Annotated in this window: 24 protein-coding genes; 8 read left to right on the forward strand and 16 right to left on the reverse strand. The window is 73.4% G+C overall.

Annotation, left to right across the window (positions count from 1 at the left end):
* Positions 1-35: 35 nt before the first annotated feature.
* The 3 genes from SM793_RS17025 to SM793_RS17035 form a co-directional block, all read right to left on the reverse strand.
* A complete protein-coding gene (locus tag SM793_RS17025) occupies positions 36-3,416 on the reverse strand; it encodes a tetratricopeptide repeat protein (protein WP_320439032.1) in 3,381 nt (1,126 codons plus the stop codon).
* Positions 3,413-3,895 carry a hypothetical protein gene (locus SM793_RS17030; RefSeq protein ID WP_320439033.1) on the reverse strand — a complete coding sequence of 161 codons (483 nt, stop codon included), beginning with the start codon at positions 3,893-3,895 and terminating at the stop codon, positions 3,413-3,415. Before SM793_RS17030 ends, SM793_RS17025 begins: the two co-directional genes overlap by 4 nt.
* 141 nt (positions 3,896-4,036) lie before the next feature.
* Positions 4,037-4,963 carry a LysR family transcriptional regulator gene (locus SM793_RS17035; protein ID WP_320439034.1) on the reverse strand — a complete coding sequence of 309 codons (927 nt, stop codon included), beginning with the start codon at positions 4,961-4,963 and terminating at the stop codon, positions 4,037-4,039.
* Positions 4,964-5,079: 116 nt separating this feature from the next.
* On the opposite strand from SM793_RS17035, the gene SM793_RS17040 reads away from it, so the two are divergent.
* Entirely contained in the window at positions 5,080-5,901 is an 822-nt protein-coding gene (locus SM793_RS17040) for an inositol monophosphatase family protein (RefSeq protein ID WP_320439035.1), read from the forward strand.
* Positions 5,902-5,952: 51 nt separating this feature from the next.
* A complete protein-coding gene (locus SM793_RS17045; protein WP_320439036.1) occupies positions 5,953-6,621 on the forward strand; it encodes an NADPH-dependent F420 reductase in 669 nt (222 codons plus the stop codon).
* 132 nt (positions 6,622-6,753) lie between these two features.
* Here the strand turns inward: SM793_RS17045 and SM793_RS17050 are convergent, their stop codons facing one another.
* The 4 genes from SM793_RS17050 to SM793_RS17065 form a co-directional block, all read right to left on the reverse strand.
* Positions 6,754-7,674: an NADP-dependent oxidoreductase gene (locus SM793_RS17050; RefSeq protein ID WP_320439037.1), complete on the reverse strand. Its 921-nt coding sequence runs from the start codon at positions 7,672-7,674 to the stop codon at positions 6,754-6,756.
* A 182-nt stretch (positions 7,675-7,856) separates the two neighbouring features.
* Positions 7,857-8,930: a Gfo/Idh/MocA family oxidoreductase gene (locus tag SM793_RS17055; protein WP_320439038.1), complete on the reverse strand. Its 1,074-nt coding sequence runs from the start codon at positions 8,928-8,930 to the stop codon at positions 7,857-7,859.
* 94 nt (positions 8,931-9,024) lie between these two features.
* A complete protein-coding gene (locus SM793_RS17060; protein ID WP_413815976.1) occupies positions 9,025-10,095 on the reverse strand; it encodes a hypothetical protein in 1,071 nt (356 codons plus the stop codon).
* 299 nt (positions 10,096-10,394) lie between these two features.
* A complete protein-coding gene (locus tag SM793_RS17065; protein ID WP_320439040.1) occupies positions 10,395-11,384 on the reverse strand; it encodes an aldo/keto reductase in 990 nt (329 codons plus the stop codon).
* 322 nt (positions 11,385-11,706) lie between these two features.
* Between SM793_RS17065 and SM793_RS17070 the strand changes: the two genes are divergently transcribed.
* A complete protein-coding gene (locus SM793_RS17070; protein WP_320439041.1) occupies positions 11,707-13,269 on the forward strand; it encodes an AMP-binding protein in 1,563 nt (520 codons plus the stop codon).
* Positions 13,270-13,298: 29 nt separating this feature from the next.
* Here the strand turns inward: SM793_RS17070 and SM793_RS17075 are convergent, their stop codons facing one another.
* The gene (locus SM793_RS17075; protein ID WP_320439042.1) at positions 13,299-13,673 is read right to left on the reverse strand and encodes a hypothetical protein; all 375 of its coding nucleotides are present in this window, start codon (positions 13,671-13,673) and stop codon (positions 13,299-13,301) included.
* A gap of 310 nt (positions 13,674-13,983) precedes the next feature.
* Between SM793_RS17075 and SM793_RS17080 the strand changes: the two genes are divergently transcribed.
* Positions 13,984-14,514: a hypothetical protein gene (locus SM793_RS17080; protein ID WP_320439043.1), complete on the forward strand. Its 531-nt coding sequence runs from the start codon at positions 13,984-13,986 to the stop codon at positions 14,512-14,514.
* A 102-nt stretch (positions 14,515-14,616) separates the two neighbouring features.
* Here the strand turns inward: SM793_RS17080 and SM793_RS17085 are convergent, their stop codons facing one another.
* The gene (locus SM793_RS17085) at positions 14,617-14,856 is read right to left on the reverse strand and encodes an amphi-Trp domain-containing protein (protein WP_320439044.1); all 240 of its coding nucleotides are present in this window, start codon (positions 14,854-14,856) and stop codon (positions 14,617-14,619) included.
* 481 nt (positions 14,857-15,337) lie between these two features.
* On the opposite strand from SM793_RS17085, the gene SM793_RS17090 reads away from it, so the two are divergent.
* Positions 15,338-17,890, forward strand: a complete 2,553-nt coding sequence (locus SM793_RS17090; protein ID WP_320439045.1) for a collagenase — start codon at positions 15,338-15,340, stop codon at positions 17,888-17,890.
* A gap of 150 nt (positions 17,891-18,040) precedes the next feature.
* Here the strand turns inward: SM793_RS17090 and SM793_RS17095 are convergent, their stop codons facing one another.
* A complete protein-coding gene (locus tag SM793_RS17095) occupies positions 18,041-18,832 on the reverse strand; it encodes a class I SAM-dependent methyltransferase (protein ID WP_320439046.1) in 792 nt (263 codons plus the stop codon).
* 203 nt (positions 18,833-19,035) lie between these two features.
* Between SM793_RS17095 and SM793_RS17100 the strand changes: the two genes are divergently transcribed.
* Positions 19,036-19,380 carry an isomerase gene (locus tag SM793_RS17100; RefSeq protein WP_320439047.1) on the forward strand — a complete coding sequence of 115 codons (345 nt, stop codon included), beginning with the start codon at positions 19,036-19,038 and terminating at the stop codon, positions 19,378-19,380.
* A gap of 91 nt (positions 19,381-19,471) precedes the next feature.
* Here the strand turns inward: SM793_RS17100 and SM793_RS17105 are convergent, their stop codons facing one another.
* Complete coding sequence (locus SM793_RS17105; RefSeq protein WP_320439048.1) at positions 19,472-19,726, reverse strand: hypothetical protein; 255 nt, start codon at positions 19,724-19,726, stop codon at positions 19,472-19,474.
* 197 nt (positions 19,727-19,923) lie between these two features.
* Positions 19,924-20,265, reverse strand: coding sequence for a helix-turn-helix domain-containing protein (locus tag SM793_RS17110; protein ID WP_320439049.1), 342 nt, complete (start codon positions 20,263-20,265; stop codon positions 19,924-19,926).
* 17 nt (positions 20,266-20,282) lie between these two features.
* On the opposite strand from SM793_RS17110, the gene SM793_RS17115 reads away from it, so the two are divergent.
* A complete protein-coding gene (locus tag SM793_RS17115; RefSeq protein ID WP_320439050.1) occupies positions 20,283-20,774 on the forward strand; it encodes a tautomerase family protein in 492 nt (163 codons plus the stop codon).
* 55 nt (positions 20,775-20,829) lie between these two features.
* Here SM793_RS17115 and SM793_RS17120 read toward each other — a convergent pair whose 3' ends face one another.
* The 3 genes from SM793_RS17120 to SM793_RS17130 form a co-directional block, all read right to left on the reverse strand.
* Positions 20,830-21,201 (reverse strand): hypothetical protein, encoded by a 372-nt coding sequence (locus SM793_RS17120; protein WP_045943000.1) that lies wholly within the window; start codon positions 21,199-21,201, stop codon positions 20,830-20,832.
* Positions 21,198-21,449: a plasmid mobilization protein gene (locus SM793_RS17125; RefSeq protein ID WP_030397208.1), complete on the reverse strand. Its 252-nt coding sequence runs from the start codon at positions 21,447-21,449 to the stop codon at positions 21,198-21,200. Before SM793_RS17125 ends, SM793_RS17120 begins: the two co-directional genes overlap by 4 nt.
* A gap of 67 nt (positions 21,450-21,516) precedes the next feature.
* Entirely contained in the window at positions 21,517-22,734 is a 1,218-nt protein-coding gene (locus tag SM793_RS17130) for an FAD-dependent monooxygenase (RefSeq protein ID WP_320439051.1), read from the reverse strand.
* 146 nt (positions 22,735-22,880) lie between these two features.
* On the opposite strand from SM793_RS17130, the gene SM793_RS17135 reads away from it, so the two are divergent.
* Entirely contained in the window at positions 22,881-23,465 is a 585-nt protein-coding gene (locus tag SM793_RS17135) for a TetR/AcrR family transcriptional regulator (protein ID WP_320439052.1), read from the forward strand.
* A gap of 109 nt (positions 23,466-23,574) precedes the next feature.
* Here the strand turns inward: SM793_RS17135 and SM793_RS17140 are convergent, their stop codons facing one another.
* Positions 23,575-25,056, reverse strand: coding sequence for a purine-cytosine permease family protein (locus tag SM793_RS17140; protein ID WP_320439053.1), 1,482 nt, complete (start codon positions 25,054-25,056; stop codon positions 23,575-23,577).
* Positions 25,057-25,118 lie beyond the last annotated feature (62 nt).

Consider the following 25,118-nt stretch of genomic DNA (forward strand, 5'->3'; position numbering starts at 1 on the left):
CCAGTGGTCGGCGGCGGTCGGCGGTCGGCGGTCGGTCAGGCGCGTCCGAGCGTTTTGAGCACGGTGGTCCGGGCGTCGAGGGCGTCCGGGAGCGCCGGGAAGGGTGTTCCCGCGGGCAGGTCCGCGGCGAGTCGCCGACAGATGTCCACGGCCTCGTCGGCGGCCCGTACCGCCTCGTCCACCTTGACACCCGCCGCGGCCTGGATCACGGCGAGGTGCCGAAGCGCGAACGCGGACCGCTCCGCGCAGGCCCGGGAGTCGGCGGCGACCGGACTCCCGAGCATCCGCAGCGCGGCCCGCAGAGCCGCGATCGCCTCGCCGGTCCGGCCGGCCGCCGCGAGCCGCAGGCCGACCAGCATCAGCCCGTCCAGCAGGTACGGTCGGAAGGACTCCGGGTCGGGGGCGGCGTTCCTCTTCACGGCCTCCACGGACCGCATGGTCATCAGGGCGGCCTCCAACGCCCTGCCGGTGTCCACCAGGCAGGCTCCCAGCAGGTCCGACGACTCCAGCAGCGCGGCCGCCTCGGCAGCCGTCCCGCCCTCGACCAGCCGTAGCCGGACGGCCACCGCCTCAGCGAGGTGGTCGACAGCGAGGTCCGGTCGGTCGGCGTGGGCGCGACGGGCGCCGGCGGTGTGCAGCGCGGCGGCCAGCTCCGGCAGTTGCGACTCGCTCGCCCGCGCGGACTCCGCCAGCACCACGATCCGGTCCTCGAGCGCCCGCCGGGCCTCCGCGGGCCGGCCGGTCCGGGTGAGCCAGTGGTCGAGCGCGTGGAGCGCGGTCGCGAGGTCCGGCAGGTGGGCGGGGTTGGCGGCCGCGAGGGGCCGCCACAGCCGGACGGCTTCACGCGCGGGGGCGAGGCCGTCCTCGGACGCGGGAGCCTGCGACAGCCGGATGCTCAGATTGGTCAGCGACTTCGCCAGGGCCGGCGCCCGGAGCGGGTCGGCGTCCGCCAGGCGCTGCCGGGTCTCCAGCCCCTTGCGGGTCGCCTCCAGTGCCTCTTCGGGCCGGCCCAGCCGGGCGAGGACGTTGCCGCGGTTGTCCCAGGCGCTGCCCAGGTGGGCGCGGTAGGCGGCGGGACCGGCCTCGGTGAGCTCCTCGTAGAGGCGGACGGCCTCGTCCGTGAACGTCAGGGCCCGCACCGGATCCCCACTCGCCATCAGCCACTGGCCGCCGTTCAGGAGCGACATCGCCAGATCGGGCAGGTACTGCTCCCGGTCGGCGCCGGTCAGCCCGCGGTGGATCCGAAGAGCCTCCTGGGCCGGCTCGACGCCTTGTGACACCTGCCCGGTCCCGGCCATGGCGTTGCCCAGATTGGTCAGCGCCGTCGCGAGTGCGGGCAGGTGCGCCGTGCGGTCGCCGTCCGGCGGGTCCTGGAGCAGGCCGACCGCCTCCGCCGACACCGGTACCGCCGCCGCGGCCCGGCCCGTGCGCAGCAGGTGGACGCCCAGGTTGTTCAACGCGTGGGCCAGATCCGCGGAGTGCCCGACGGCGTCCTGCTCCGCCAGTCGGCGACGGATCTCGACCGCCTCCAGCGTCGGAGCCGTCGCCTCCTCGAACAGGCCCGCGGTGACGAGGAGGGAGGCGAGGCTGTTCAGCCCGTCGGCCAGGGCAGCCAGGGCGGCCAGGGCGGCCAGAGCGGGCGGTGTGGCCAGGGCGGCCGGGGCGGGCGGTGTGGCCGGGGCAGCCAGGGCCGGCGGTGTGGCCGGGGCAGCCAGGGCCGGCGGCGCGGACTGGTCGCCGGTGGCGAGCCGCCGGCGCAGCTCGACGACCTCCCGGGCCGGTGCCTCCGCCGCGTCGAGCAGGCCGGCGGCGGCGTACCGCGAGGCCAGCACGGACAGCAGGTCCGCCTCCTCCGCCGGGGAGAGGTCACCCGTGGCGAGCCGGTAGCGGACCACGCGTCGCGTCAGCGCCGCCGCCCCGGGGTCGAGGTCGACGTGCCGGTGCCGGGGCATCCGCGGCACGATCATCTCCAGCACGCTGTCCGGCAGTCCGCCCAGCTCGCAGAGCCGGCTCAGGGCCGCTCCTCCGGCAGCCGGTGCCAGGCCGGGCCACCTCGCCAGCAGCGGGATCAGATGGCGGTCGACGACGTGCGGCCAGCGGCGGGCCGTCTCGATCAGCACCGTGAGCGAGTGCCGGGCGGACGCGGGAGGCTCGGTACCCTCGGTGTACCGAAGCAGCATGGCCGGGGCCGTGGTCGCCCACTCGTCCGTGGCGTGGTAGCGGTGCCGCTCCTCGTAGCCGGGCAGCGTCAGCGCGAGGAAGTCCTCCGCCAGCCGGTCGGGGGCCAGGCTCTGGAGGAGCCGGTCCGCCGTCCCGGGCGGGTAGCAGCGCGCGTGGTCGCGCACCACCTGCTCCGCTTCGGCCGGCCCGGCCGCCCCGGTGCGCACCAGCGCCGCCGACGCCTCCGCCCCGGCCAGCGGCGGGGTCAGGGTGGCGACGTACACCGCGCGGCGCATCACGTCCTCATGGGTGGGCACCGGGCCGCGCCCCGCGTCGTGGACCGAGCGCCAGTGGTCGTGCTCCCGGTCCAGGAGGTAGGAGGAGAGCGCGGCGAGGTCCCGGCCCGACGGGGGTCTGACGCCCCGTACGGCCGCGTCCACGTCGACGAGGGCCTTCATGTGCGTGGCCAGCACCAGGCCGTACTGGGGTGTGTCCAGGCCGTCCGGGACGGTCACCGCCGTCGGATCGGCCAGGCCGAGAACGCCGCCGAAGGCGTCCCGGGCCGAGGTGTAGGCCCCCGCGCGCGCAGTGGGATCGTCCGGGAGGGCGGCCAGGCGGACCGCGTCGGTGGCCATCACGTCGAGCTTGCCCAGCTGGTGGTCCAGCGCCTGCCACCACGCCCCCGCCGAGCGGGAGAGCAGGAGGATGCGCAGCCGGTCGCGGGCCGCGTCGCGGTGCTGGCGGATCAGTGTGATCAGGTCCGCCAGCGGCCAGCGCTCCGCGTAGTCGACGACCATGGACAGACCGGGCGACCGCACCGCCAGCGTCTCGTCCCCGCCCCCCGCGGCGGCGAGCTCGCTGCGGTGCCGGGCCTGGGCGACGGTCCAGCCGTCCCGGGCCGAGCGGGCGGCGAACTCCGCCGCCAGCCGTGTCTTGCCCTGCCCTCCCTCGGCGTACAGCAGCCGTACGGACAGCCCGGGTGCGTCGGCGTCCCGCCAGCGTTCGAGGGTCTCCAGCTCCGGGCGCGGGGAGAAGGGCACGATCCGGTGACGCGCCGTCAGCAGGCGGCTGGGGAGCCGCTCCAGGCCGTCGGGCGGCGTCCCCCCGGGGTTCAGCGGGTACGGCTCCACCCGGTAGGGAGGGGTGTCGCGGTAGATGTAGTTGTACTGGTCGCCACCGTGGACGGTGTTGACCGTGACCGAGCGGGCGAGGACGTTCTGGGTGAAGACCCTCCCGTCGGCCGACCCGTCGCTCATCCGAGGAGTTCGCCCTCGACCGGTTCGGCGGTTCCGGAACCGTCGGTGCGGCGTCGGGAGTCCATGTAGTTGTTGACCTGGTTGCCGCCCACCACCGTGTTGACGACGGCGTGGCCCTCCGCGTTGATGTTCTGGACCCAGTTCCCCGACTCGCGCGGCAGCCGGGCGTCGACCTGGGCGATCAGGGCCGCGAACTCGGCCACCACCGTCGGATCCGCGTCCACCAGCGCCTGCAGGCGCCGACGCCACGGTCCGACCAGCTCGGCGCGGATCGCGTCCGCCTGATCGCCCGTCACCAAGACCGCGTCACCTTCCAGTTGGCCTTCGATCGCACTCTGGTCGTACCCGCGACGCTGGAAGATCGCCCCCAGTCCCGTCCGGATCACCTCCCAGATCCCGGTCCCCATGGCGGTGGCCAGTGAGTTGGCCGCGACCAGCGCCACCGACTGCGCATCCAGCGCACTCTGAACGTCGGGCATCGTCTCCCCCTCCCGCCGCCGCCCCGGTGGAACGGCGGCTTCGCTCCGTCGGATCAGTATTCCATCGGGCGAATCACCGGGCGCCGTGTCCCCCGCTCCGGTCCGGTCCGGTCCGGCCGCCGGGAGGCGGAAAGCAGGCCGTCAGGAGGCGGCCGGCGCGGCGGCCGGCGCGGCGAACAGTGCCCGGACGGTGTCGGTGGCCAGGTCGCGCAGCCAGGTGTGGGCGCGGTCGTCGTCGTAGCGCTGGTGCCACAGCAGGTACAGCGGGACTTCGGGCATGGGCAGCGGCAGGGGCAGGGCGACCAGGCCGAGCCGTTCCCGGGCCGTACGGGTGACCGCGTCGGGGACGGTGACCACCACGTCGCTGTCGAGGGCGAGTTGCAGGGCGAAGGCGGCGGTGGGCCCGGCGGCGACGACGTGTCGCTCGAGGCCGCAGTGGGCGAGGGCGTCGTCGATCGGGTCGCGCAGATTCCCGCGTCGCGAGACCGTGAGGTGCTCGGCGGCGGCATAGCGCTCGATGCCCAGCGGCCCTTCGGTGAGGGGGTGTCCCGGGCGGACGGCGACGGTCAGCCTGTCGCTGCCGACCAGGCGGTGGCGGACGTGGGGGAGTGTCGGAGCGCCGGAGCCGGATTCGAGGTCGACCTCGCCCCGGCGCAGCTCGGCGTCGTCCGTGCCGGCTTCGGCGGACAGGCGCAGTCGGAGGCCGGGTGCCTGGCGGCGGACGGCCGTGATCAGGGCGCTGCCGCAGGCGGCGGTCAGGGAGTCGTGCCAGCGCACGGTGAACACCCGCTCCAGCGAGGCGAGGTCGAGTTCCTGCTGGGCCGACAGCAGGTGCTGGGCCTGCTGCACGAGGGCGTGGACCTGGGCCCGCATCGCGAGTGCGCGGGTGGTGGGCACCATGCTGCGGCCGGTGCGGACCAGGATCTGGTCGCCGGTGGCCTTGCGGATCCGGCCCAGGGAGCGGCTCATCGCGGGGGCGGTGACGTGCAGGCGGGCCGCGGCGCCGGCGACGCTGCCCTCCTCCAGCAGGGCGTCCAGGGCGGTGAGGAGGTTCAGATCCAGTTGCATGGCAGTCACTCTACAAGTGCATAGCATGCACTTGTTGTTAATGATCCGGGGTTCTACCTTCGAAGTGCGGGCGAGCGAGAGACCGCCCCGCAGACACCGAACCGAGGGAGCCCTCCATGAGCACCACCATGTCTTCCGCGCCTTCCGCCGCCGACCAGGCGCTGCTGTCCGAGGTGTCCGCGGCGGTGCGGACCGCCGGTGCCACGCTGCTCGAGCGCCACACCCCGCACGCCCGGGGCGTGAGCCTGGACGAGGTCGTCGCCGAGATCCACGCCAACGACGACGCGGTGCTCGACGTGCTGCGGGAGCCGCTGCTGCGGGCCCGGCCCGGATCGCACTGGGCCGAGGACGAGCTGGCCGGCGGTGCGCTCCCGCCCGGGGAGTGGTGGGTCGTCGACCCGGCCGAGGGCAACATCAACCACGTGCACGGCATGGACGACTGGTCGGTGACCGCCACCCTGGTCCGCGACAACCGGCCGGTGCTCACCGTCGTCCACCTGCCGCTGACCGGGGACACCTACACCGCCGTGGCCGGCGCTGGCGCCCGCCTCAACGACCGGCCCCTGAAGGTGTCCGCCAAGGCCGACCTGGGCGCCGCGCTCGTCGGCACCGGCCAGGCCCGGCCCGGCGAGGACGGGCGCACCTTCCGGCGGATCGGCGACTCGGTCACCGCCATGCTGGTCAACGGACTCGTCGTGCGGGTGTCCGTCCCCGCCACGATGCAGCTGATCCACGTCGCCGCCGGGCGCATGGACGCGTTCTGGCAGTTCTCCGACGTCCGCTCCGGTCTGGTCGCCGGCGCCCTGCTGGTCTCCGAGGCCGGCGGCACCGTCACCGACCTGGCGGGCGAGCCCTGGCACACGGGCAGCCGCGACTTCCTGGCCTCCGCCCCCGGCATCCACACGGCCGCCCTCGGGATCCTCGCGCCGATCGCCTGACCGGACGTCCGCGTTCCTCCCCCCTCCCGATACCGCAAGGAGCACCACCTCATGACCGCCATCAGCATCCTGGGCGCAGGCCGCGTCGGCACCGGACTCGCCCGCAAGCTCGCCGCGGCCGGACACCGCGTCACCCTCGGCGTCCGGAGCCCGACGGGGACCCCGGCCCACGCCGCCTCCCCGCACGCCGCTTCCCCGTACGCCGCCTCCCCGCACGTCGCCCTCGCCGACCACCGCACCGCCGCCCGCACGGCGGAGGTGGTGATCAACGCGACGCCGGGCCACACCGCGCTGGAGCGACTGGCCGGCCTGCGCGCCGAACTCGCCGGGAAGATCCTGGTCGACGTCTCCAACGCCACCCACGACGCCGAGGACGGCCTGCCCGGCGACCTCTGCTACCCCGGCGGCAGCCTCGCCGAGCAGCTCCAGGCCGCCCTCCCCGACACCCACGTGGTGAAGACCCTCAACACCATGCTGTTCACGGTGATGACCGCCCCCGAAAGCCTGGCCACCCCGCCGACCGCGTACCTCTCGGGCGACGAACGGGACGCCAAGCGGACCGTCACCGGCCTGCTCGGCGACCTGGGGTGGCAACCCGGCTGGATCGAGGACCTCGGCGGCATCACCACGGCCCGCGCCACCGAGGCCATGGTCCTCGTCGTGCCCCACATCCTGCGCCGGGACGGCTTCAAGCCCTTCGCCGTCTCCCTCGCCCGCTGAGCCGCCGACGCCGGGCCCGGAGCGAGGCCGGGCCCGGACCGGGGCCGGTGGGCACGGGCGGGATGGCGGGCACGAGCGGGATGGCGGGCACGAGCGGGGTGGCGGCGCGCTCCCGGTGCGGCGGGAGGCGGGTCACGGCACGACGACCAGCTTGCCGCGGGTGTGGCCGGTCCGGCTGGCGTCGAAGGCCTCGCCCGTCCGCTCCAGCGGGAAGGTCTGCGCGACCTCGACGGTCAGCGCGCCCCGGTCGACCACCGCCGCCAGTTCGGCGAGCTTGGCGCCGTCCGGCCGGACCCAGATCCAGTGGCCGCCGTGCTGCTCCACCGTCGGGTCGGCGACGGACACGTGCCGCCCGCCCCCGGCGAGCACGGCCAGGGTCGTCTCCAGCTGGCCGCCGACGAAGTCCGCCACGGCCGACACGCCGTCGGGGACCAGCGCACGGACCCGGTCGCCCAGGCCGTCCCCGTAGCTCACCGGCTCGGCGCCCAGCTCGCGGACGAAGGCGTGGTTGCGCTCCGAGGCGGTGCCGATCACCCGGGCCCCGCGGTCGCGGCCGAGCTGCACCGCGAGACTGCCCACGCCGCCCGCGGCGCCGTGCACCAGCAGCACGTCGGCCGACCCGACTCCGAGCCGCTCCAGGCTCCGCAGCGCGGTCAGACCGGCCAAGGGCAGCCCGGCGGCCTGCGCCCAGTCGAGCGCCGCCGGTTTGCGCGCCACCGCGGCTGCGTCGACCGCGACGTACTCGGCGAAGGTGCCGTGCCGCACCACGTCCTTGCGGGCGTAGGCCATCACCTCGTCCCCGGGCGCGAACTCCGGCGTGTCGGGGCCCGTCCGCGAGACCACGCCGGCCACGTCCCAGCCGGGGACGACGGGGAAGACGGCGTCCATCATGCCGTCCAGACCCCCCGCCATGACCTTCCAGTCGACCGGGTTGACGGAGGCCGCCCGCACCTGGACGAGGACCTGGCCCGGGCCCACCTTGGGGTCGGGCGCCTCGCCGTACTCCAACCGGGAGTTGTCCTGGGCGTACGAGTCGTATGTCACCGCGCGCATGATCGGGCCTCCAGGGAGCCGACGTCGAAGCCTCGCGCCGCCGCCCCGGGTGGGCGGGCGCTGTCGGCCACGCTATGTCGAGGACGGGCGCCCGGCACCCGGACGGCGCTCCGCCGCCGTTCCCCAGCGCTCCCCGGCGCTCCGTCGCCGCTCCCCGGCGCCCCGAGCCGGCCACGGGCGGGTCACTCTCCGGGGAAGACGACCTCCAGGTCGCGACGGACGCCGTCCAGGACGCGCATGATGTCCAGCGTCTCGGCGAGCGGCATCAGGTCGGACTCCAGCCGGCCGGCGCCGATGCACCGGGCCGCTTCGGCCGCCTGGTAGCTCAAGCCCCCGTCGCGCCGCGGCGGGACGAAGGTGTCGAGCAGTTCGTTGTCCCGGCCGACGAGCCGGATCCCGGCGGCTCCGTAGAAGGGGCCGTCGATCTCCAGGCGGGCGCGCGTCCCCGAGATCGACGCCGAGGTCGGCGTGCGGGCGAAGAGCGTCGTGTTGAGCACGCCGTGGGCGCCGGACCTTGTGGTGACGATGATCGAGGCCTGCCCGTCGACACCGGTGAGGGCCTTCGTGCCCACCGCCGTGACCGAGGCGAACGGTCCGAGCACCATCGAGGCGAAGGAGACCGGGTAGACACCGAGGTCGAGGAGGGCTCCCCCCGCCAGCTCGGGGGCGAAGAGGCGGTGCGCCGGGTCGGGATCCATCCGCTGTCCGTGGTCGGCCGTGACGGTGTGCACCTCGCCGAGCAGCCCGGACTCGAGCACCTGGCGGACCACGTCGATGTGCGGCAGGAAGCGCGTCCACATCGCCTCCATGAGGAACACCCCGCGCTCGCGGGCCGCTTCGATCAACTGCTCGGCCTCACGGGCGTTGCGCGTGAACGCCTTCTCCACCAGGACGTGCCGGCCCGCCTCGATCGCCTGCATCGCGTGCTCGAAGTGGGCCGAGTGCGGCGACGCGACGTAGACGATGTCCACCTCGTCGTTGGCGACGAGATCGGCGTAACGGCCGTGGGCCGTGGGTATGCCGAAGCGGTCGGCGAAGGCGCGGGCCCGCGCGGCGTCGCGCGAGCCGACCGCCACGACCTTCTGCCCGGTGTGCCGCTCCAGGGTCTCCGTGAAGTGGGCCGCGATCCCGCCCGGTGCCATCACCCCCCAGTTCAGGGCCGGTGCCTCACGGGGGGAGGGGGTCCGGGGCGCGGGCAGCACGGCGCCCGCCGCCCCGTCCGCCGCTGCGTCGGTGACCGACCGGTCCTGCGTCATGGGGTTCCTCTCGTTGGACGGGCGAAGGCGGTGCGCGTGCGGCCGCGACGGTGTTCCGGACCCGCCGCACGCGGCCCCGCAGTCGGAGCGACCGTCAGACTACGACGACCGCTTCCGCCTTCCCCGGGCACCCGGGCCGCATCGTTGCCGCGGCACTGGCACAGACGGGGCGGGTGCGAGCGGCATAGGAGCGGGCGGCCACGAGGAGGCCGAGGCCCAGACCCGCGAACGCCAGCCCGCCGAACTCGACGAACCAGGTGATCCCCGAGCCGGTGGTGAACGGCGGGGACGGCTTGATCCCGGGCAGTGCGCCGATGGCGATGAGCGGGGCCACGACGACGAGGACGACCCCGTACATCGCCAGCGGGACACCGGTCAGCCAGGCCGGGATCAACGGAAGCAGGCGCGGGACCCGTCGTCCGGACAGGAACAGCGTCCAGCGGGGGAACACCTGCCCCCACCCGTACAGCAGCCCCAGCAGCAGGAAGACCCCGACCGTCGCGGCCAGCACGGTCACGTCGATCCCCGCCGCCGCGGCTGCCTTCGACGGCCCCGACGCGCCGGCACCGGTCGTCCTCCGCCAGTCGTCGCCCGAGACTCCGAGTGCGTTGCCGCCCAGCGTCCAGATGCTTTTGGCTCCTGCCCACGGCAGGAGTCCGCACATGAGCAGGTACACCGCGACGCGGGTCCGCCTCGGGGCCCGGGAGGCGGCCGGGTGGGCGAGCGAGCCGTCGTCGGCGCCGGCGTGCGGAAGCCCGCATCGCGGGCAGTCGCCGCGCAGTCGTCGGCGGTACGACAGACCGACGAGGATCAGGAGCGCGGCGCCGGCCGTGTTCAACAGCACCTGAGCCAGACCGGTGGCGCTCTCGATCCCCGAGAGCGTTACCAGCGTCACGAAGTAGATCGGCAGGCCGTTCGTCCCCACGACGAACACCGGGATCGTCACGATCAGCACCGTCGCCACCACGGCCCGGCCGGGCCCGGCAAGTGTTCGGGTGCCGGCCAGGCAGGCCCCGCCGGCCAGGACGGCGAGGGCCGCCAGGAGGAGCTGGACCGCCGGCGCGTACGAGGCGTGCTCCTTCCACTGCACGGTGGTGCCCGCCGCCGCCCACGCGACCTCGACAGCGGCGTACAACAAGCCCCACGACGCGGCGGCCACGGGCATCCACACGGGCCACCGCCGCCACCACGACATCCGCCCCGGGCTTGCGTTCGGTGGCCCGGGAACGCCGCCCGCCCCCGAGTGCGCAGGAACATCCACCGTGACCCCCGTATGTCCGGACTTCCGACACACCAAGACTTCCGGTCACCGGTACCGATCACATCCGTCCCACGGATCATCCGGTCTCCCCCGCGCGGGGGAGACCGGACCGTGGGCGTCGGCCCGGCCGGAGGCCGGCGGTGCGCCTGCCGTCCCTCGCGGCGGACGCGGCTCTTGAGCGGTTCCGAGTCGGTGGCGGTCGTTCAGCGGTTCACGGTGCGCATGCCGTCCTCGTCGTAGCGCTCGCCCTCGACCTCGGGCAGCTCGGCGTCGATGCGGGCCAGGTCGGCGGCGGTCAGCACGACGTCGACCGCGCCCGCGTTCTGTTCCAGGTAGCTGCGGCGCTTGGTGCCCGGGATGGGGACGAGGTCCTCGCCGCGGGCCAGGACCCAGGCGATGGCCAGTTGGGCCGGGGTGACGTCCTTCTCCGCGGCGATCTCCTTCACCTTCTCGGCGAGCCGGAGGTTGGCGGCCAGATTGGCCTCGGCGAAGCGGGGGTTGGTGCGGCGGAAGTCGTCCTTGTCGAGCTCGTCGGGGGAGCTGAAGCGGCCCGCGAGGAAGCCGCGGCCGAGCGGGGAGTACGGCACGAAGCCGATTCCGAGCTCCCGGCACGTGGGGAGTACCTCGGCTTCCACGTCCCGCGTCCAGAGCGAGTACTCGCTCTGGACGGCGGTGACCGGGTGGACGGCGTGGGCGCGGCGGATGGTCTCGCCGCTCGCCTCGCTCAGCCCGATGTACCGCACCTTCCCCTCGGCGACCAGTTCGCCGAGCGCGCCGACGGTCTCCTCGATGGGTACGGTCGGGTCGACCCGGTGCTGGTAGTACAGGTCGATACGGTCGGTGCCGAGCCGTGCGAGTGAACCGTGGACGGAAGCGCGGACGTGCTCGGCCGAGCCGTCCTGGCGGCCCACGGTCGACATGTCGCCCGGAACGGCCTTGTCCATGCGGTAGTTGAACTTGGTGGCGATCACGTACTCGTCACGGTGTCCCCGGACGGCCTCGCCGACCAGGGACTCGTTGGTGAGCGGTCCGTAGACCTGCGCCGTGTCGAGGAAGGTGATGCCGAGGTCCAGCGCGCGCCGGACTGTCGCGACGCCCTCGTCCTGGTCGGCCGTGCCGTAGAAGGCGGACATCCCCATGCACCCGAGGCCGATGGCCGATACCTGGAGGTCCCGCAGACTGCGCTGTCGCATATGGCGTGCCGGCCCTTCGTGTTGTTGTTCCTTCCGTGGCCCGGCGCCCTCCGGCGCCCCGGTCCGGACGACCGGTCGGCCAGGTCTCCTCGGAGCCGACCTTACGGTGCCGGGCCGCCCGGAAGCGGAACGGCACGGCCGGGCGCGGGGGCATCGGCCGACACTGGCTGACAAGGGCTGACAAGGGCTGACAAGGGCTGACAAGGGCTGACGCGGGCCGGGGGGGCGAGGCCGGCCCCGGCCTCCCGCCCTGCTGCCCGGTCACCGGAACCGAGCGAGCGTCGCTCCGGCGTTCCGCCCGGCGCCCGGCTAGCCTGGGCCCATGGTTGCTGCCTACCAGGAAGAAGTGGCCATGAGCGACGCGGAGTTCATCAGTGCCCCCGCCCTCGTCCTGCGGTCCCTCGCCCGGGACCCCGACCGGCCGGCCGTCACCGCCGCCGACGGCGCCACCCTCACCGCCGGCGAGTTCGCCGCCACCGCCTACCGCCTCGCCCACGAGCTCGTCGCCCGCGGCGTCACCAGGGGCGACACCGTCGCCCTGCTCACCGGGAACACCCCCGAGGCGCTCGCCGCCCGCTACGCCGTCGGCGTAGCGGGCGCCCGGGTGGTCAACCTCTACGACGGGATGAGCACCGCCGTGCTCGCCGGAATCGTGGCCAGTGTCGACACCGTCGTCCTCCTCGTCGACGCCGAACGGTACGCGGAGGCACCGGAGTTGACCGCCCTGGTCGACGTGCCGACGGTGCTCGCCCTGGGCCCGGGCCCCGCCGCGGTCGGCGAGGACGCGATCGCGGCCTCCGCCCACCGTCCGGCCGAGCCCCCGGCCGTGCGGATCGGCCCGCAGGACCACCTGGGCATCCGCCACACCGGCGGCACCACCGGCATTCCCAAGGGCATCCTCAGCCTGCACGGCCCCTACCGCCGGGCGTTCGACGTCCCCTTCGGCCCGGACGGGAAGGCGCCCCGCTTCCTCGCGTCCACCTCGCTGGCCCATCTCGCGGGCGTACTGAGCGATCTGACGCTCCATCATGGCGGATCGGTGTTCCTCCAGCGTTCCTTCGACCCCGGCGAGGTGCTGGCCGCCGTCGAACGCGAGCGCATCACCGACCTGTGGGTCCTGCCGCCGCTGCTCCACCGGCTGCTGGACCACCCGTCGATCACCGGCACCGACCTCTCCAGCCTGCACCGCGTGAGCTACGGGGGCTGTGTCGCCTCCCCGACCCGCGTCCGCGAGGCCATCGAGGTGTTCGGGCCGATCCTGACCGGCGGCTACGGGATGTCGGAGGCGCAGAACATCGCCGTCCTCGCCCCGCACGACCACGACCGGACCGGGCCCGACGGACAGCTCGCCGTCGGCCTCCCCCTCCCGGGCGTCGAGGTGGTGATCCGGTCCGCCGACGGCGCCCGGCTCCCGGCCGGGGAGCAGGGCGAGATCCACGTCCGCTCGCACTCCCTCATGGCGGGGTACTGGAAGCGCCCCGACCTCACCGCGGAGGTGCTGCGCGACGGCTGGCTGAACACCGGCGACATCGGCCACCTCGACCAGGACGGCTACCTCTACCTGGCCGACCGGCGCACGGACCGGATCATCGTGGTCGGCGGCCACGTCTACCCGTCCGAGGTGGAGGAACTGCTGCTCACCCACCCGGCGGTGGCCCAGTGCGCCGTCCTCGGCGTGCGCGACGCGCAGCAGACCGAGCACGTCCACGCCGTGGTGGTCCCCGCGCCCGGGCGGCAACCGGAACTGGAGGACGTCCGCGCCTTCGTCACCACCGGCAAGGGCCGTGTCTACGCGCCGGACGCGCTGCACCTGGTGCCCGAGATCCCGCTCACCTCCGCGGGCAAGCCGGACAAGAAGCGGCTGCGGGCGACCCTCGCGGGCTGACCGGCCGACCGGCTCACCGGCCGACCGCCTCACAGGAGCGTGAGCACCTCCTGGTGCGCTCCGTCGAGGACGAGGCCGTTGTCCCAGCGGACCCGGACCGTCACCCGCTTCCCCCGCTCGCGGTGGGCGGTCCACTCCGGTTCCAGCGCGGCGATCTCCGCCTCCAGCCGCTCCCGGCTGCCCGTCGGCATGGTGTGCCCGTAGTCGTCGAACAGCGCCTTCAGCCGCTGGTACTCGCGGACTTCGTGGCTCTCCGGGAGTTCCCCGTCCACCCGCTCGACGGTGCCCTCGATACCGGCGCCCAGCGCGAGGAACCCGACCGCGGCCCCGGGCTCCCCGGCGAACGCCTCGCCGATCCCGAGGTCCGCCGCCAACCGGACCCGCCGGCCTTCCTCCAGGGTCATCCGTCCGCCGCCTTTCCGTCGTTCCGGTGCCGCCGCCGGCCCGGCGGGCCCGCGACCCGGCCATTATCCGCGCCGCCGGTCCCGCGCCTGTCCGGGGGGCCCGTGCCTGTCCGGGGCCCGCCCTCGTCCAAGGCCCGCCCCTGTCCGGGTGGCCGACCTGGTCCGGAACCCGCGCCGGGCCGGTACGACGTACGGCCGTCACGCGAAATTCACAAACCGACATCTACCCGCATAGACCGACGGTGGGCCATCCTGGTGCGGCGTTCACGGGCGAGTCCGAGGTCCACCACATCCTCACCTGGAGAAGCCGATGAAGCTGATCAAGTCGATCGATCCGGTCAAGCTGATCAATCCGCTCAAGCCGATCAAGGCAGGCGCCGCAGCCACCGTCGTCGCCCTGGCCCTGGCCGGCCTCGCCGTCTCGGCGCCCACGGCCGGCGCCAGCGGTACCAAGCTGTCGCAGGCGACGGCGGCCAGTCAGTTCCGGAGCGCCGGCATCACCTGGAGCTCCAGTGGCGGCTGCACCACCCGCTCCGACCCCACCTGCACCTCGTTCGAGCAGATCAACTCGGGCACGGTGAGCACGATCATCACCCTCAAGCAGTCCAGCGGTTGCGCCATCAACATCACCGGCGGTACCGAGGTGGGCCACGCCTCCGGTACCTACAGCCACTACAACGGCTACAAGGTCGACATCTCCCGCAACTCCTGCATCGACGGCTACATCCAGAACAGCTTCACCTACATCGGCCTGCGCGGCGACGGCTACCCGCAGTGGAAGGCCGCCTCCGGCAACCTCTACTGCAACGAGGGCAGCCACTGGGACATCCTGGTCTACTGACGCCCGTCCCCGCGGGGCCGGTCGTTCCGGCCGGCCCCGCTCTCCCCGAGGGCCGGGTGCTCACCCCCCTCGGTGAACGCCCCCTGCGGCCGGGCCTCCTCGTCAGTGGCCGGGCGATCCGGTGTGCCAGGCGAGTTCGATCTCCAGCTCGACCTTGCCGTCCTCCAGCTCGACCTCGATCTCGGTGGAGAGTTCGTCGGGGATCCGCAGGGTCAGCCTTCCCGGTCCGAGTTCCAGCTCGGCCTGGCCGCCGCGCCTGAGCGCGGCCGCGAGTGCCTCCAGCTGATCGGCGGCCTCGGCCCGCGACAGGGTGCGCTTCTGGGTGAACTCGAGATCCTTCACGGGTGCCTCCCGCTCCCGGGGAATCAGCGGCCTTGCCCCATTCTCGTTCCGTTTCCTCCCGTCGGCCCGTCGGCCCGTCGGCCCGCCGGGCGGTGGGGTGCGGACAGGCTGGCAGCGGGGGAGCGTCCACGGGCCGGGACGGGGCGCGAGTACTTTTCGTGGTCCGTCGGTCGCACTCGGGAAAGCCGTACACATGCCTTCGAGTGCCCAGCGGTGGCGCTCGCGGAGACGGGCCCGGCCCGGCGTCACGGTGCGCCGGAAATCGCGGACTTGGTTCCGTTCAACGCCTTCCACCGCAATGTGAAGTATGCAATTGTACATGCCACACTTCACCGCACCGATGGTGTGCCGATCCCCGCGGCCTGCCCTTCGACGGTCCCCCACCCATGCCCGGTCGTGACCCCACGACGCCCGGGTACAGCTCGGAGGCCCCCACTTGAGATCCGCCCGCATACCCGGCCTGCCGCAACTGGCAAGGCTTTTGACCCTCGTTCTGGCGCTGTGCACCGTGCTCGCCGTATTCGCCCCCGGCAGCCACGCCGCCCCGTCGGCCACCCCCACGGCCCCGGTCGGCACCGGCACCCAGGCCCCGCAGCCCGCCGCCGGAACCTCCCCCTACACCGGGGAGGCCGACCGGGGCACGCCCGTCCCGGCCAGGAACCGGGCACCCTTCAACGCTCCGCTGGACGCGGTGGCTTCCGCCCAGTCCCTCGGCCTGAACACCAGCACCACCGGCCGGGCCCCGTCCGCCGGGACCGCCGCGAAGTCCCTCGGCAGCGCCGCGCCCTCGACCACCGGAGCCGCCGAAGCCGCCTGCAACGTCTCGGACTTCACCTCCCGCACCGGTGACGCCCTGGTCCAGCAGGTCAAGGCCGCCACCGGCGACTGCGTCAACCAGCTGTTCAACCTCACCGGCAACGACGCCCACTGGGCGTTCCGCGAGGCCCAGATGGTGAGCGTCGCCGACGCGCTGCGCTCCTCGGCGTCCGTCTACCCGGGCGACAACAGCACCTCCGTCGCGCAGTTGGTGCTCTTCCTGCGGGCCGGCTACTTCGTGCAGTGGTACCACGCGTCCGACGTCGGCACCTACGGCACCGCCCTGCAGACCTCGATCCGCGGCGCGCTGGACTCCTTCTTCAACAGCGCCCGTTCGCGCGACCTGACCGCCGCCAACGCCGCGATCCTCGGCGAGACGGTCACCCTGATCGACAGCGCGCAGGAGAACAGCCGCTACCTGCCGGTGGTGAAGCGGCTGCTGGCCGACTACAGCCCCGCCACCCACAACGGCGTCAAGGGCATGGCCGGAGCGGTGAACAACGTCTTCAGCGTGCTGTTCCGCGGCCACCAGCTGGCGAACTTCCAGGCCGCCGTCGCCGCCGACCCGTCGCTGCTCGACACCCTCTACAACTTCGCCGCCGCCAACGGTTCCCTCTACGGCACCGACTTCGGCTACCTGCCCTACAACGCGGCCCGTGAACTCGGCCGCTTCGTCCAGTACACCGCGCTGCAGCCCAAGGTCCGCCCGCTGCTCAAGGGCCTGGCCCAGCAGAGCTCCCCGAGCGGACGGACGGCCTACCAGTGGGCCGCCGTCGCGGAGATGGCCACCGAGTACGACGCCGCGAACAGCGCCTACTACGGAACCACCGACGCGGCCGCGCGCCTGCGCTCCGGCCTCCTGGCCACCACGTACACCTGCTCGTCGAGCATCCGGATCATCGCCCAGCAGGCGACCTCCGACAACCTCGACGCCGCCTGCCGCAGCCTCACCTCCCAGGACGCCTACTTCCACACGGTCGCCAAGGACGGCGGCCCGGTCGCGGACGACCGGAACACCACCATCGAGGTCGTCGTCTTCGACAGCCCCTTCGACTACCAGGTGTTCGCCGCCTCCATCTACGGCATCAGCACCGACAACGGCGGCATGTACCTCGAGGGCAAGCCCGGCACGGCCGGCAACCAGCCGCGCTTCCTCGCCTACGAGGCGCCCGGCGCCAAGCCCGCGTTCGAGGTGTGGAACCTCAACCACGAGTACACCCACTACCTCGACGGCCGCTTCGACATGTACGGCGACTTCGACGCCGGCGTGACCACCCCCACCATCTGGTGGATCGAGGGCTTCGCCGAGTACGTCTCCTACTCCTACCGCAAGGTCGACTACGCCGCGGCGATCACCGCGGCGGGCCTGCACACCTACAAGCTCTCCACCCTGTTCGACACCACCTACGAGAACACCAACACCGAGCGCACCTACCGCTGGGGCTACCTCGCCGTGCGCTACATGCTGGAGCAGCACCGCACCGACGTCGACGCCGTGCTCGCCAAGTACCGCACCGGTGACTGGAACGGCGCCCGCACCGTCCTCAAGACCACCGTCGGCACCCGCTACGACGCCGACTTCGACACCTGGCTCACCGCCTGCGCCGCCGGCGCCTGCGCCGGCACCACCCCGCCCGGCAACCGGGCCCCCACCGCGGCCTTCACCGCCTCGGTCAACGGACGCGGCGTCAACCTGACCGACCTGTCCACCGACCCGGACGGCACCGTCGTGAGCCGGACCTGGAGCTTCGGCGACGGCACCGGTTCCACCGCCGCCAACCCCTACAAGAGCTACCAGAGCCCGGGTACCTACACCGTCACCCTGACCGTCGTCGACGACAAGGGTGCCAAGGCCACCACGAGCCGCAGCCTGGTGATCACCACCGCGAGCGAGTGCGCCGACCCCGACGTCCGCGTCCTCGGCCGCGACTGCGCGCGCGGCAACGTCTCCGCGACCACCGGGAACTACGCCCACTTCTACCTCTACGTGCCGGCCGGCACGCAGAACATCACCGTCAGCACCAGCGGCGGCACCGGCAACGCCGACCTCTACTACGACTGGGGCAGCTGGGCGACCAGGAACAGCTACGTCACCCGCTCGGCCAAGGCGGGCAACACCGAGAGCCTGACCATCACCAACCCCCCGACCGGCTACGTCTACTTCAGCCTCCTCGCGGAGGAGGGCTTCAGCGGAGTGACCGTCACTTCCCGCTACTGACCCCCGGCCCCCCGACGGCGGCCCCGTGACCCGGGCCGCGCGGGTCCACCCTTTCCCCGGCAGGCGGCCGGGGAACGGGCCCCGGGACACCACCGGCCGCCCGACCCCTCCCCGGGGCCGGGCGGCCGGTGCCGTGCGCCGCCCGGCCCGTCAGGCGCGGCCGGTGAGGATCGCGACCCGCACCTCCTCGGTGAACGTGTCCTGACCGGCGGGCAGGCACTGCCGGATGTACTCCGTGAACGCGGGGCGGTCCGCGGGTGCGGGCAGTCGGTCGGCGGGGACGGCGGAGCAGACGCCGCCGACGAGTTGCTCCAGCGTGAGTTCGTCGGTGTAGTCGACGGCGGTCTCCCGGACCTCGGTGAGACCGGCCGCGCGCAAGGCCCGCCGGTACTGGTCGCGGTCCCGGGACAGGGTGCCGCACGATGTCGCCAGGCTGATGCCGAAGTAGCGTTCCAGACCTGTCCGGAGAGCTGGTGACCAGTTGTTCTCCTGGAGCCAGAGCGGGGTGCCGTTGGCCACGACGGCGATCCCGCCGCCGGGCCGCAGGAGCGGGACGAGTGCGGCGAACAGCTCCTCGTGCCGCATCCAGTGGATCGCGTTGCCGATCACGGCCATCGCCAACGAGCCCCGGCCGAGCAGGGACTGGAGGGCGGGGACGTCCCGGTCGCCGCCGAGTATCCAGGTGGCGTTGCCGATGCCCTGCTCGGCCGCCGCGTCGCCCGCGAGGCGGAGCATGTCGGGTTCCGGGTCCATGCCGATGACGGACCGGACCCTGTCGGCCAGGGGCAGGGCGAGCTGGCCGGTGCCGCAGCCGAGGTCCAGGACCACGTCGTCCGTGGCGAGTCCGAAGGTCTCCTGCAGTGCGTCGACGGCCCGCGGCGGGTAGCCGCGGCGGTACTTCGCGTAGTAGCCGGCGACGTCACCACTGAATTCCCGAGTCATGGCCGACACCCTGCCACCCCGGGGCGGGGCGGGGCGGGCTTGCGGTCCGCTGATCGCTGATGGCGGAAATTCCCGCGCGACGGTGGACGGCACCCGTCGTCACACCGGCCGGGGGTGGTCGCCGCAGGGGTGTCGGGAGTGGAGCGGTAGCGTCGCGGACACCGCCCGCCGGGTCCCGGCGGGCCCTGTCTCCGGAGGTTTCCTTGCCGCAGATCCTGGTCGACCACTCGGCCGGTCTCGACTTCGACCGTGCCGCTCTCGCCGAGGAGGTGCACCGGGCGATCACCGAGGTGATCGACACCTCCGTGCCGGACTGCAAGACCGTCTTCCGCCCGGCCGAGCGGTACGTGGTGGGCGACGGCACGACGGGGGAGGCGGTGGTACTGGTGGAGATCAAGATCCTGGCCGGCCGCAGTGCGGAGCAGCGCGCGGAGTTGACCGCCCGGGTGCTCGCGGTGCTGGAGTCCCGCGTCACCGTGCCCGCCGCGATCGGGGTCGAGGTCACCGAACTCGACCGTGCCACCTACCGCTTCGTCCATCACCGGTAGCGGTTGCGCGGCCGCCACCGTCCTGCGGCAGGCCCGCCCCGCCCGGCGGTGGTCGGCCGACGCGCGCCGGGGCGGGGCGCTCGGTGCCCGGTCAGCTCACGCAGGTGACGATGACCTGCCAGTAGCCGGGGGAGATCACCTCGTTCTCGGCGCTGCACTGGTCGTCGGTGTAGCCCGCCGCGTGCGCGGCGGACCACGCCCGGGTGGCGGCGGTGGACGGATTGACGCCGTAGGCCTTGAAGTACCTGATGGTGGTGGCCGACGCGGTGGCCGCGGTACCCGCGGCGCCCAGCAGGGCCGCGGTGGCGAGGGTCACGGCGGCGATGCGGCGAGGAAGCGAACCCATGGCTGTTCTCCACTCTCCTTGATGGATGGTGCGGGAAACGGCACGCGCGCTGTTATTGCAAGCAGGGACTGTAGCAACCGATGTGACGATCCGACAGACAGCGGACGGCCGGGACCGATCGGGGGTGGAGGGCGCCCTCGGCCCGGGGTGCCCGGAACGAGTCGTCCCGTCGACTGCGATTCATTTCAGACGCGAACCTACGCGGGACCGCACTCGTCCGTTGCGGGCTCGGCCAGGACCAGATCGAGGAGGCCGGGGAACCGCCGGTCGAACTCGGGGCGGCGGAGCCGGTTGAGCCGGCGCGGCCCCTCGTCGCGCTGCTCGATGAGGCCGGTGGCCCGCAGGACGGCGAAGTGGTGGCTGCGCGTCGCCTTGGTCACCGGAAGCTCGAACGTGCCGCAGGCGCGGGTCCAGTCGGCACTGCCGGCCAACTCCCTGAGAATGGCGCGCCGCACGGGGTCGCCGACCGCGTCGAGCGCGTGCTGGAGCGACACCTCGCTCGGATGGACGTGGGTGAGGCTGCGGGTGCGGGCGGACACGGTTGATCCTCTGCAGAGTGTTCGACGATCGCCATACACTGGTATGGTCGATTCTCATCGAACACTCTACCTGGGTCTTCCGGAAAGCGAGCGTTCCCATGCCTCTGGTCCGCATCGACCTGTCCGCCACCCGGCCACCCGCCGTCCGACGTGCCATCGCTGACGGCGTGCACCGGGCCCTCGTCGACGCCATCGGCATCCCGGCCGGTGACCGCTTCCAAGTCGTCACCCCGCACGATCCCGAAGAGCTGGTCTTCGACCCGAACTACCTCGACATCGCGCGCCGGGACGTCGTCTGCGTCCAGATCACCCTGGTGGCGGGTCGGCCTCGGGAACTCAAGCTCGAGCTGTACCGACAGATCGCCGCCAATCTGACCGACGCCGGCGTGCGGTCCGAGGACGTGTTCGTCACGCTCGTCGAGAACTCCATCGACAACTGGTCGGTGGGCAACGGCAGGGCGCAACTGGTCGACCTGGGTACCGTGGCGGGGGCCCGCGTCGAGCCGTGATCCGTCGCATCACGCCTGTGCCGCACGCCGCGGCCGCCCGGAGGCCGGGCCGGGTTCAGCGGTACCAGGCGCGGATGGCGGTGGCGGTCTCGCGGACGTCGGCCCGGCCGTCCCGGATCCGCGCGGCCAGTTCGACGGCGGCCTTGGGCTCGGCGGTCACGATGACCCCGGAGGCGCTGAGGTAGGACGCGGCGACGACGGCCGCGAAGTGCTCGTTGGCGAACTCCAGTGCCGGGACGCGGATGAGCTGGTGCATGAGGGCGGCCGCGCGCTGGTGCACGCCGCCGTACACCGCCACGTCCATCACCTCGTCGACGTGGCGGGCCACCGCCGCGGCGAGGGTGCCGTAGTCCGTGACATCGGGATCGGCACGCAGGAACTGCTGGGCGACCTCCAGCAGCCAGGTGCGGTCGACACGCAGGATCACGCCGCGTCCGCCGTCCCGGACCGGTGCCCGGCCCCGCCCTGCGGGTAGGGGCCGAACTCGGCCTCGAACGCCGGCGCCCACACCTGGGAGAAGTGCGCGGCGGCGGTCAGGAACCGCTCGCGCCGTTCGTCGGCCTCCTCCGCCAGGACCTTGCGGGCGTAGTCCGGCAGGCTCATTCCGGCCGCCTCCGCCCGCTGCTCCAGGGCCTCGTGGGTTTCCTCGTCGATGCGCAGGTTCAGTTGCTTCACGCGTGGCAGCGTAGCGGCGCGTACACCGGGCTACAAGACGAGCGCGCCGGGCGGGAGCCCGTCGCACTCAGCGCCCTCGGCGCACCGGGGCCGATGCACCGAGGGCCGGGGGCTGCCAGTCGTACGTCTGGCCCGAGCGGCCGAGCAGGATGCGGGCGGGCAGCAGGCCGGCGAGGGCGAGGGCGGTGTCGCGCAGGAGGACGGCGGCCGGGGTCCGGAGGGCGACGAGGTCGCCGACGCGCCGGGAGCCGGCGACGATGCCGGTGGTGCGCGGCAGGCGCGCGGCGGTGTAGGCGGGGAGGGCGGCGGCCGGGTCCGTGGACGGGGTGAGCGGGGCGGCGAGGACGACGGCGTCCTCGATCGCCTGGCAGGCGCCCTGGCCCTGGAACGGGCACATCGCGTGGGCGGCGTCGCCGAGCAGGGCGACCCGGCCGAAGTGGTGGGCCGGCAGGGGGTCGGCGAGGTCCCGGACGTCGTGGCGCAGGACGCGCTCGGGGTCGGCGAGCGCGAGGAGTTCGGGCACGGGCGCGCACCAGGTGCCGAACCGGCGCAGGAGTTCGGCCTTCTCGTCGCCGTCGGCCGCGCGGGCGCCGGCCGGGGCGAGTGCCGCGGCGTACACGTAGACCCGGCCGTCGGCGAGCGGGACGATGCCGGCGAGCTGGCCGCGCCCCCAGACCTCGCCGACGGCCTCCGGTCGGCGGGCGGGGGTCACGATGGTGCGCCAACTGGTGAAACCGCTGTAGCGGGGGCCCGGGTGTCCGGGGAAGAGCAGGTCGCGGGTCGCGGACCGGATGCCGTCGGCGGCGACGACCAGGGCGGCGGGCCGGTCCCCGTCGCCGGTGCGGACGACGGCGGGCTCGGTGTCGTTCCCCGGGGAGACGAGGGTGGCCGGCGAGTCGGTGCGGACGGCGCCCCGGGGGAGGGCCTCGACCAGCGCGGCGATGACCTCGGCGCGGGCGACGGCGGCGATGGTGTCGCCGAAGCGGGCCTCGAAGGTCGCCGTGTCGATGCGGGCGAGCCGGCGGCCGGACGGGTGGCGCAGGCCGACCGCCGGATGCGGGGCGGCCAGGGCGCGCAGGCGTTCGCCGACGCCGAGCCGGTCGAGGGCGCGCAGGGCGTTGGGTGCGAGGGCCAGTCCGGCCCCGACGGGTTCGAGCGAGGCGGCGCGCTCGTGGACGGTGACCGGGATGCCCTGCCGGTGCAGGGCGAGGGCGGCCGCGAGCCCGCCGATCCCGCCGCCGATGACGATCGCCCGGTGCGCGTCCGTGGTGAAGGTGGTGGACATGGTGGGCCCTTCTCCCCGTCACTACGACTGTAGTGACCTCTGGGCAGTACCGTACTACACCTGTAGTGAGGGTGGACTACTCTTGTAGTGAGAGCATTCGAGGCCCCTGGTCGGGGCAGCCCGAGGGAGAGGCCATGATCGGGTCCATGACGCCGCACCGCCCGACACTGATCGCCGACGCCGCCATCGCCCTGATCGCCGAACGCGGCCTGCGCGGGCTGACCCACCGCGCCGTGGACGAGGAGGCGGCACTGCCCGCCGGCTCGACCTCCAACCTCGCCCGGACCAGGGCCGCCCTGCTGGACCTCGCCCTCGCCCGCATCGTCGAACGGGAGACCGAGGGGAGTCCGGTCACGGCCGGCGTGCTCCCCGACGGCCCCGCGGCCAGGGAACTGCTGGTCCAGGGTGGGGCGGACCTGCTGCACCGGGCGCTCACGGGCGGTCGCACGCTCACCCTGGCCCGGCTCGAACTCGCCCTGGAGGCCACCCGCCGGCCCGAACTGCGCGCCGGCTACGACCGGCTGGGCGCCCGATTCACCGACCTCGCCACCGCCCTCCTGGCACGGTGCGGCTCCACCGACGCCGCGGCCGACGCCCGCCGGCTGATCCGCTGGTGCGACGGGGTGCTGTTCAACTCGACGGCCGGGAGCGGCCACGACCGCGTGCCCACGCCGGAGGAGCTGCGCGGCGAGACGGCGCGGTACCTGGCCGCGCTGCTCGACGACGGCTGAGCGGGCGTCGCGGTCCCGCCGCCGGGACGTCCGGTGGAACAGGATCGCCCCGGCCGAAGCGGCCGGGGCGATCGGAGCCGAAGGGCTCAGGGGCTGCGGGAGCCGGGGATCAGACGGTGACCCGTTCGGGCCGCTCCTCCGCCACCGTGCCGGCGGGAGTGTTCTCCCGGGGGACGGGCAGGGCGGCCATGATCGCGCCGGAGACCACGATGGTCGCCGCCCAGGCGAGCCCGTACCGGCCGACGGGAGTGTCGGACAGCGGGCCGGCGAACCAGTCGCACCTGGTGAAGGCCAGCCCGACCAGCAGCGCGAGCACCCACGACACCATCGCCTGCCAGCAGAAGCCGCCGACGTACCAGTACCGGCTGCTCCGGCCGGTGTCCATCAGCGCGGCGGCGTCGTAGCGCACCGCGCGCGAGCGGCGGCGGAACATGTCCACCGCGTAGACGCCGATCCAGGCCGAGAAGGAGACGGCGAGCAGGATCAGGAAGGTGATGAAGGAGCCCAGGAAGCTCGTGGCGACCAGCATCAGCAGCAGGCCGCCGACCAGCGAGATCACGGCGTTGATGCTGACGGCCATGGCGCGTGGCAGCTTGACGCCCATGGTCTGGGCGGTGAAGCCGGCCGAGTACATGGAGAGGCTGTTGATCAGCAGCATTCCCACGATCGCGGTCAGCAGGTACGGCACGGCCAGCCAGGTCGGCAGCAGGTCGCCGAGGAAGGAGACCGGGTCCGCGGCCTCGGCCAGGCCGGGGGAGGCCACCGCCATCACGGCGCCCATCAGCACCATCGGCACCATCACCAGGCCGGCGCCGGAGACCGTCACGCCGACGATCTTCCGGCCGGAGGCGGAGTGCGGCAGGTAGCGGGCGAAGTCGGGGCCGGTCGGGACCCAGCTGATGCCGCCGGCGGCGATGGTCCCGATGCCGGCGACCATCATCGCGGTGGTGCCCGCGGGCTTGGCGAAGACCGCGCTCCAGTCCATGGTGGCGACCAGATAGCCGAGCACCAGGACGCTGAAGACGCCGAAGAGGTAGGTCGACCAGGTGTTGCAGACGTTCAGCGCCTTCCGGCCCAGGCCGGAGACCAGGAAGGTGCAGGCGACGAAGACGAAGAGCGTGACGACGATCAGCGCGGTGTTGCTCCTGACGCCGAGGAGCAGGTCGAGTACGGTCAGCACCGCGTAGGCGCCGGTGACGGCGTTGATCGTCTCCCAGCCGAACCGGGCGACCCAGAGGATCGCGCCCGGGAAGAGGTTGCCCCGCACCCCGAAGGTGGCCCGGGAGAGCGTGGCACCCGGGGCCCCGCCCCACTTCCCGGAGACCGAGAGCAGCCCGACCATGCCGAAGGAGGCGAGCGCGGCGCACGCGGCGACGATCAGGACCTGCCAGAAGTTCAGCTGGTTGAACACCACCAGGGCCGCGCCCATGGTGAGCAGCAGGACACTGATGTTCGCCGCGACCCAGGTCGGGAAGAGCTCGCGGACTCTGCCCCGGCGCTCGTGGTCCGGGACGGGTTCGATACCGCGGGTCTCCATCGCGCCGTCGGTCTCGGCGGTGGACGGGTTGTCCATGAGGGTGGCTCCGTGCATGTGAAGCGGGAGGATCAATCGGGCATTGTTGAATATTTGTGGAAGTCTTCGCGCGTAGCACG

The sequence above is a fragment of the Kitasatospora purpeofusca genome (assembly GCF_034043715.1).
GTDB classification, from domain to species: Bacteria; Actinomycetota; Actinomycetes; order Streptomycetales; family Streptomycetaceae; genus Kitasatospora; species Kitasatospora purpeofusca_A.

Coding starts and splice junctions, on each gene's coding strand:
- SM793_RS17025 (WP_320439032.1), bottom strand. CDS start 3,416: ATGAGCGACGGGTCGGCCGACGGGAGGGTCTTCACCCAGAACGTCCTC.
- SM793_RS17030 (WP_320439033.1), bottom strand. CDS start 3,895: ATGCCCGACGTTCAGAGTGCGCTGGATGCGCAGTCGGTGGCGCTGGTC.
- SM793_RS17035 (WP_320439034.1), bottom strand. CDS start 4,963: ATGCAACTGGATCTGAACCTCCTCACCGCCCTGGACGCCCTGCTGGAG.
- SM793_RS17040 (WP_320439035.1), top strand. CDS start 5,080: ATGAGCACCACCATGTCTTCCGCGCCTTCCGCCGCCGACCAGGCGCTG.
- SM793_RS17045 (WP_320439036.1), top strand. CDS start 5,953: ATGACCGCCATCAGCATCCTGGGCGCAGGCCGCGTCGGCACCGGACTC.
- SM793_RS17050 (WP_320439037.1), bottom strand. CDS start 7,674: ATGCGCGCGGTGACATACGACTCGTACGCCCAGGACAACTCCCGGTTG.
- SM793_RS17055 (WP_320439038.1), bottom strand. CDS start 8,930: ATGACGCAGGACCGGTCGGTCACCGACGCAGCGGCGGACGGGGCGGCG.
- SM793_RS17060 (WP_413815976.1), bottom strand. CDS start 10,095: ATGCCCGTGGCCGCCGCGTCGTGGGGCTTGTTGTACGCCGCTGTCGAG.
- SM793_RS17065 (WP_320439040.1), bottom strand. CDS start 11,384: ATGCGACAGCGCAGTCTGCGGGACCTCCAGGTATCGGCCATCGGCCTC.
- SM793_RS17070 (WP_320439041.1), top strand. CDS start 11,707: ATGGTTGCTGCCTACCAGGAAGAAGTGGCCATGAGCGACGCGGAGTTC.
- SM793_RS17075 (WP_320439042.1), bottom strand. CDS start 13,673: ATGACCCTGGAGGAAGGCCGGCGGGTCCGGTTGGCGGCGGACCTCGGG.
- SM793_RS17080 (WP_320439043.1), top strand. CDS start 13,984: ATGAAGCTGATCAAGTCGATCGATCCGGTCAAGCTGATCAATCCGCTC.
- SM793_RS17095 (WP_320439046.1), bottom strand. CDS start 18,832: ATGACTCGGGAATTCAGTGGTGACGTCGCCGGCTACTACGCGAAGTAC.
- SM793_RS17105 (WP_320439048.1), bottom strand. CDS start 19,726: ATGGGTTCGCTTCCTCGCCGCATCGCCGCCGTGACCCTCGCCACCGCG.
- SM793_RS17130 (WP_320439051.1), bottom strand. CDS start 22,734: ATGTCCACCACCTTCACCACGGACGCGCACCGGGCGATCGTCATCGGC.
- SM793_RS17135 (WP_320439052.1), top strand. CDS start 22,881: ATGACGCCGCACCGCCCGACACTGATCGCCGACGCCGCCATCGCCCTG.
- SM793_RS17140 (WP_320439053.1), bottom strand. CDS start 25,056: ATGCACGGAGCCACCCTCATGGACAACCCGTCCACCGCCGAGACCGAC.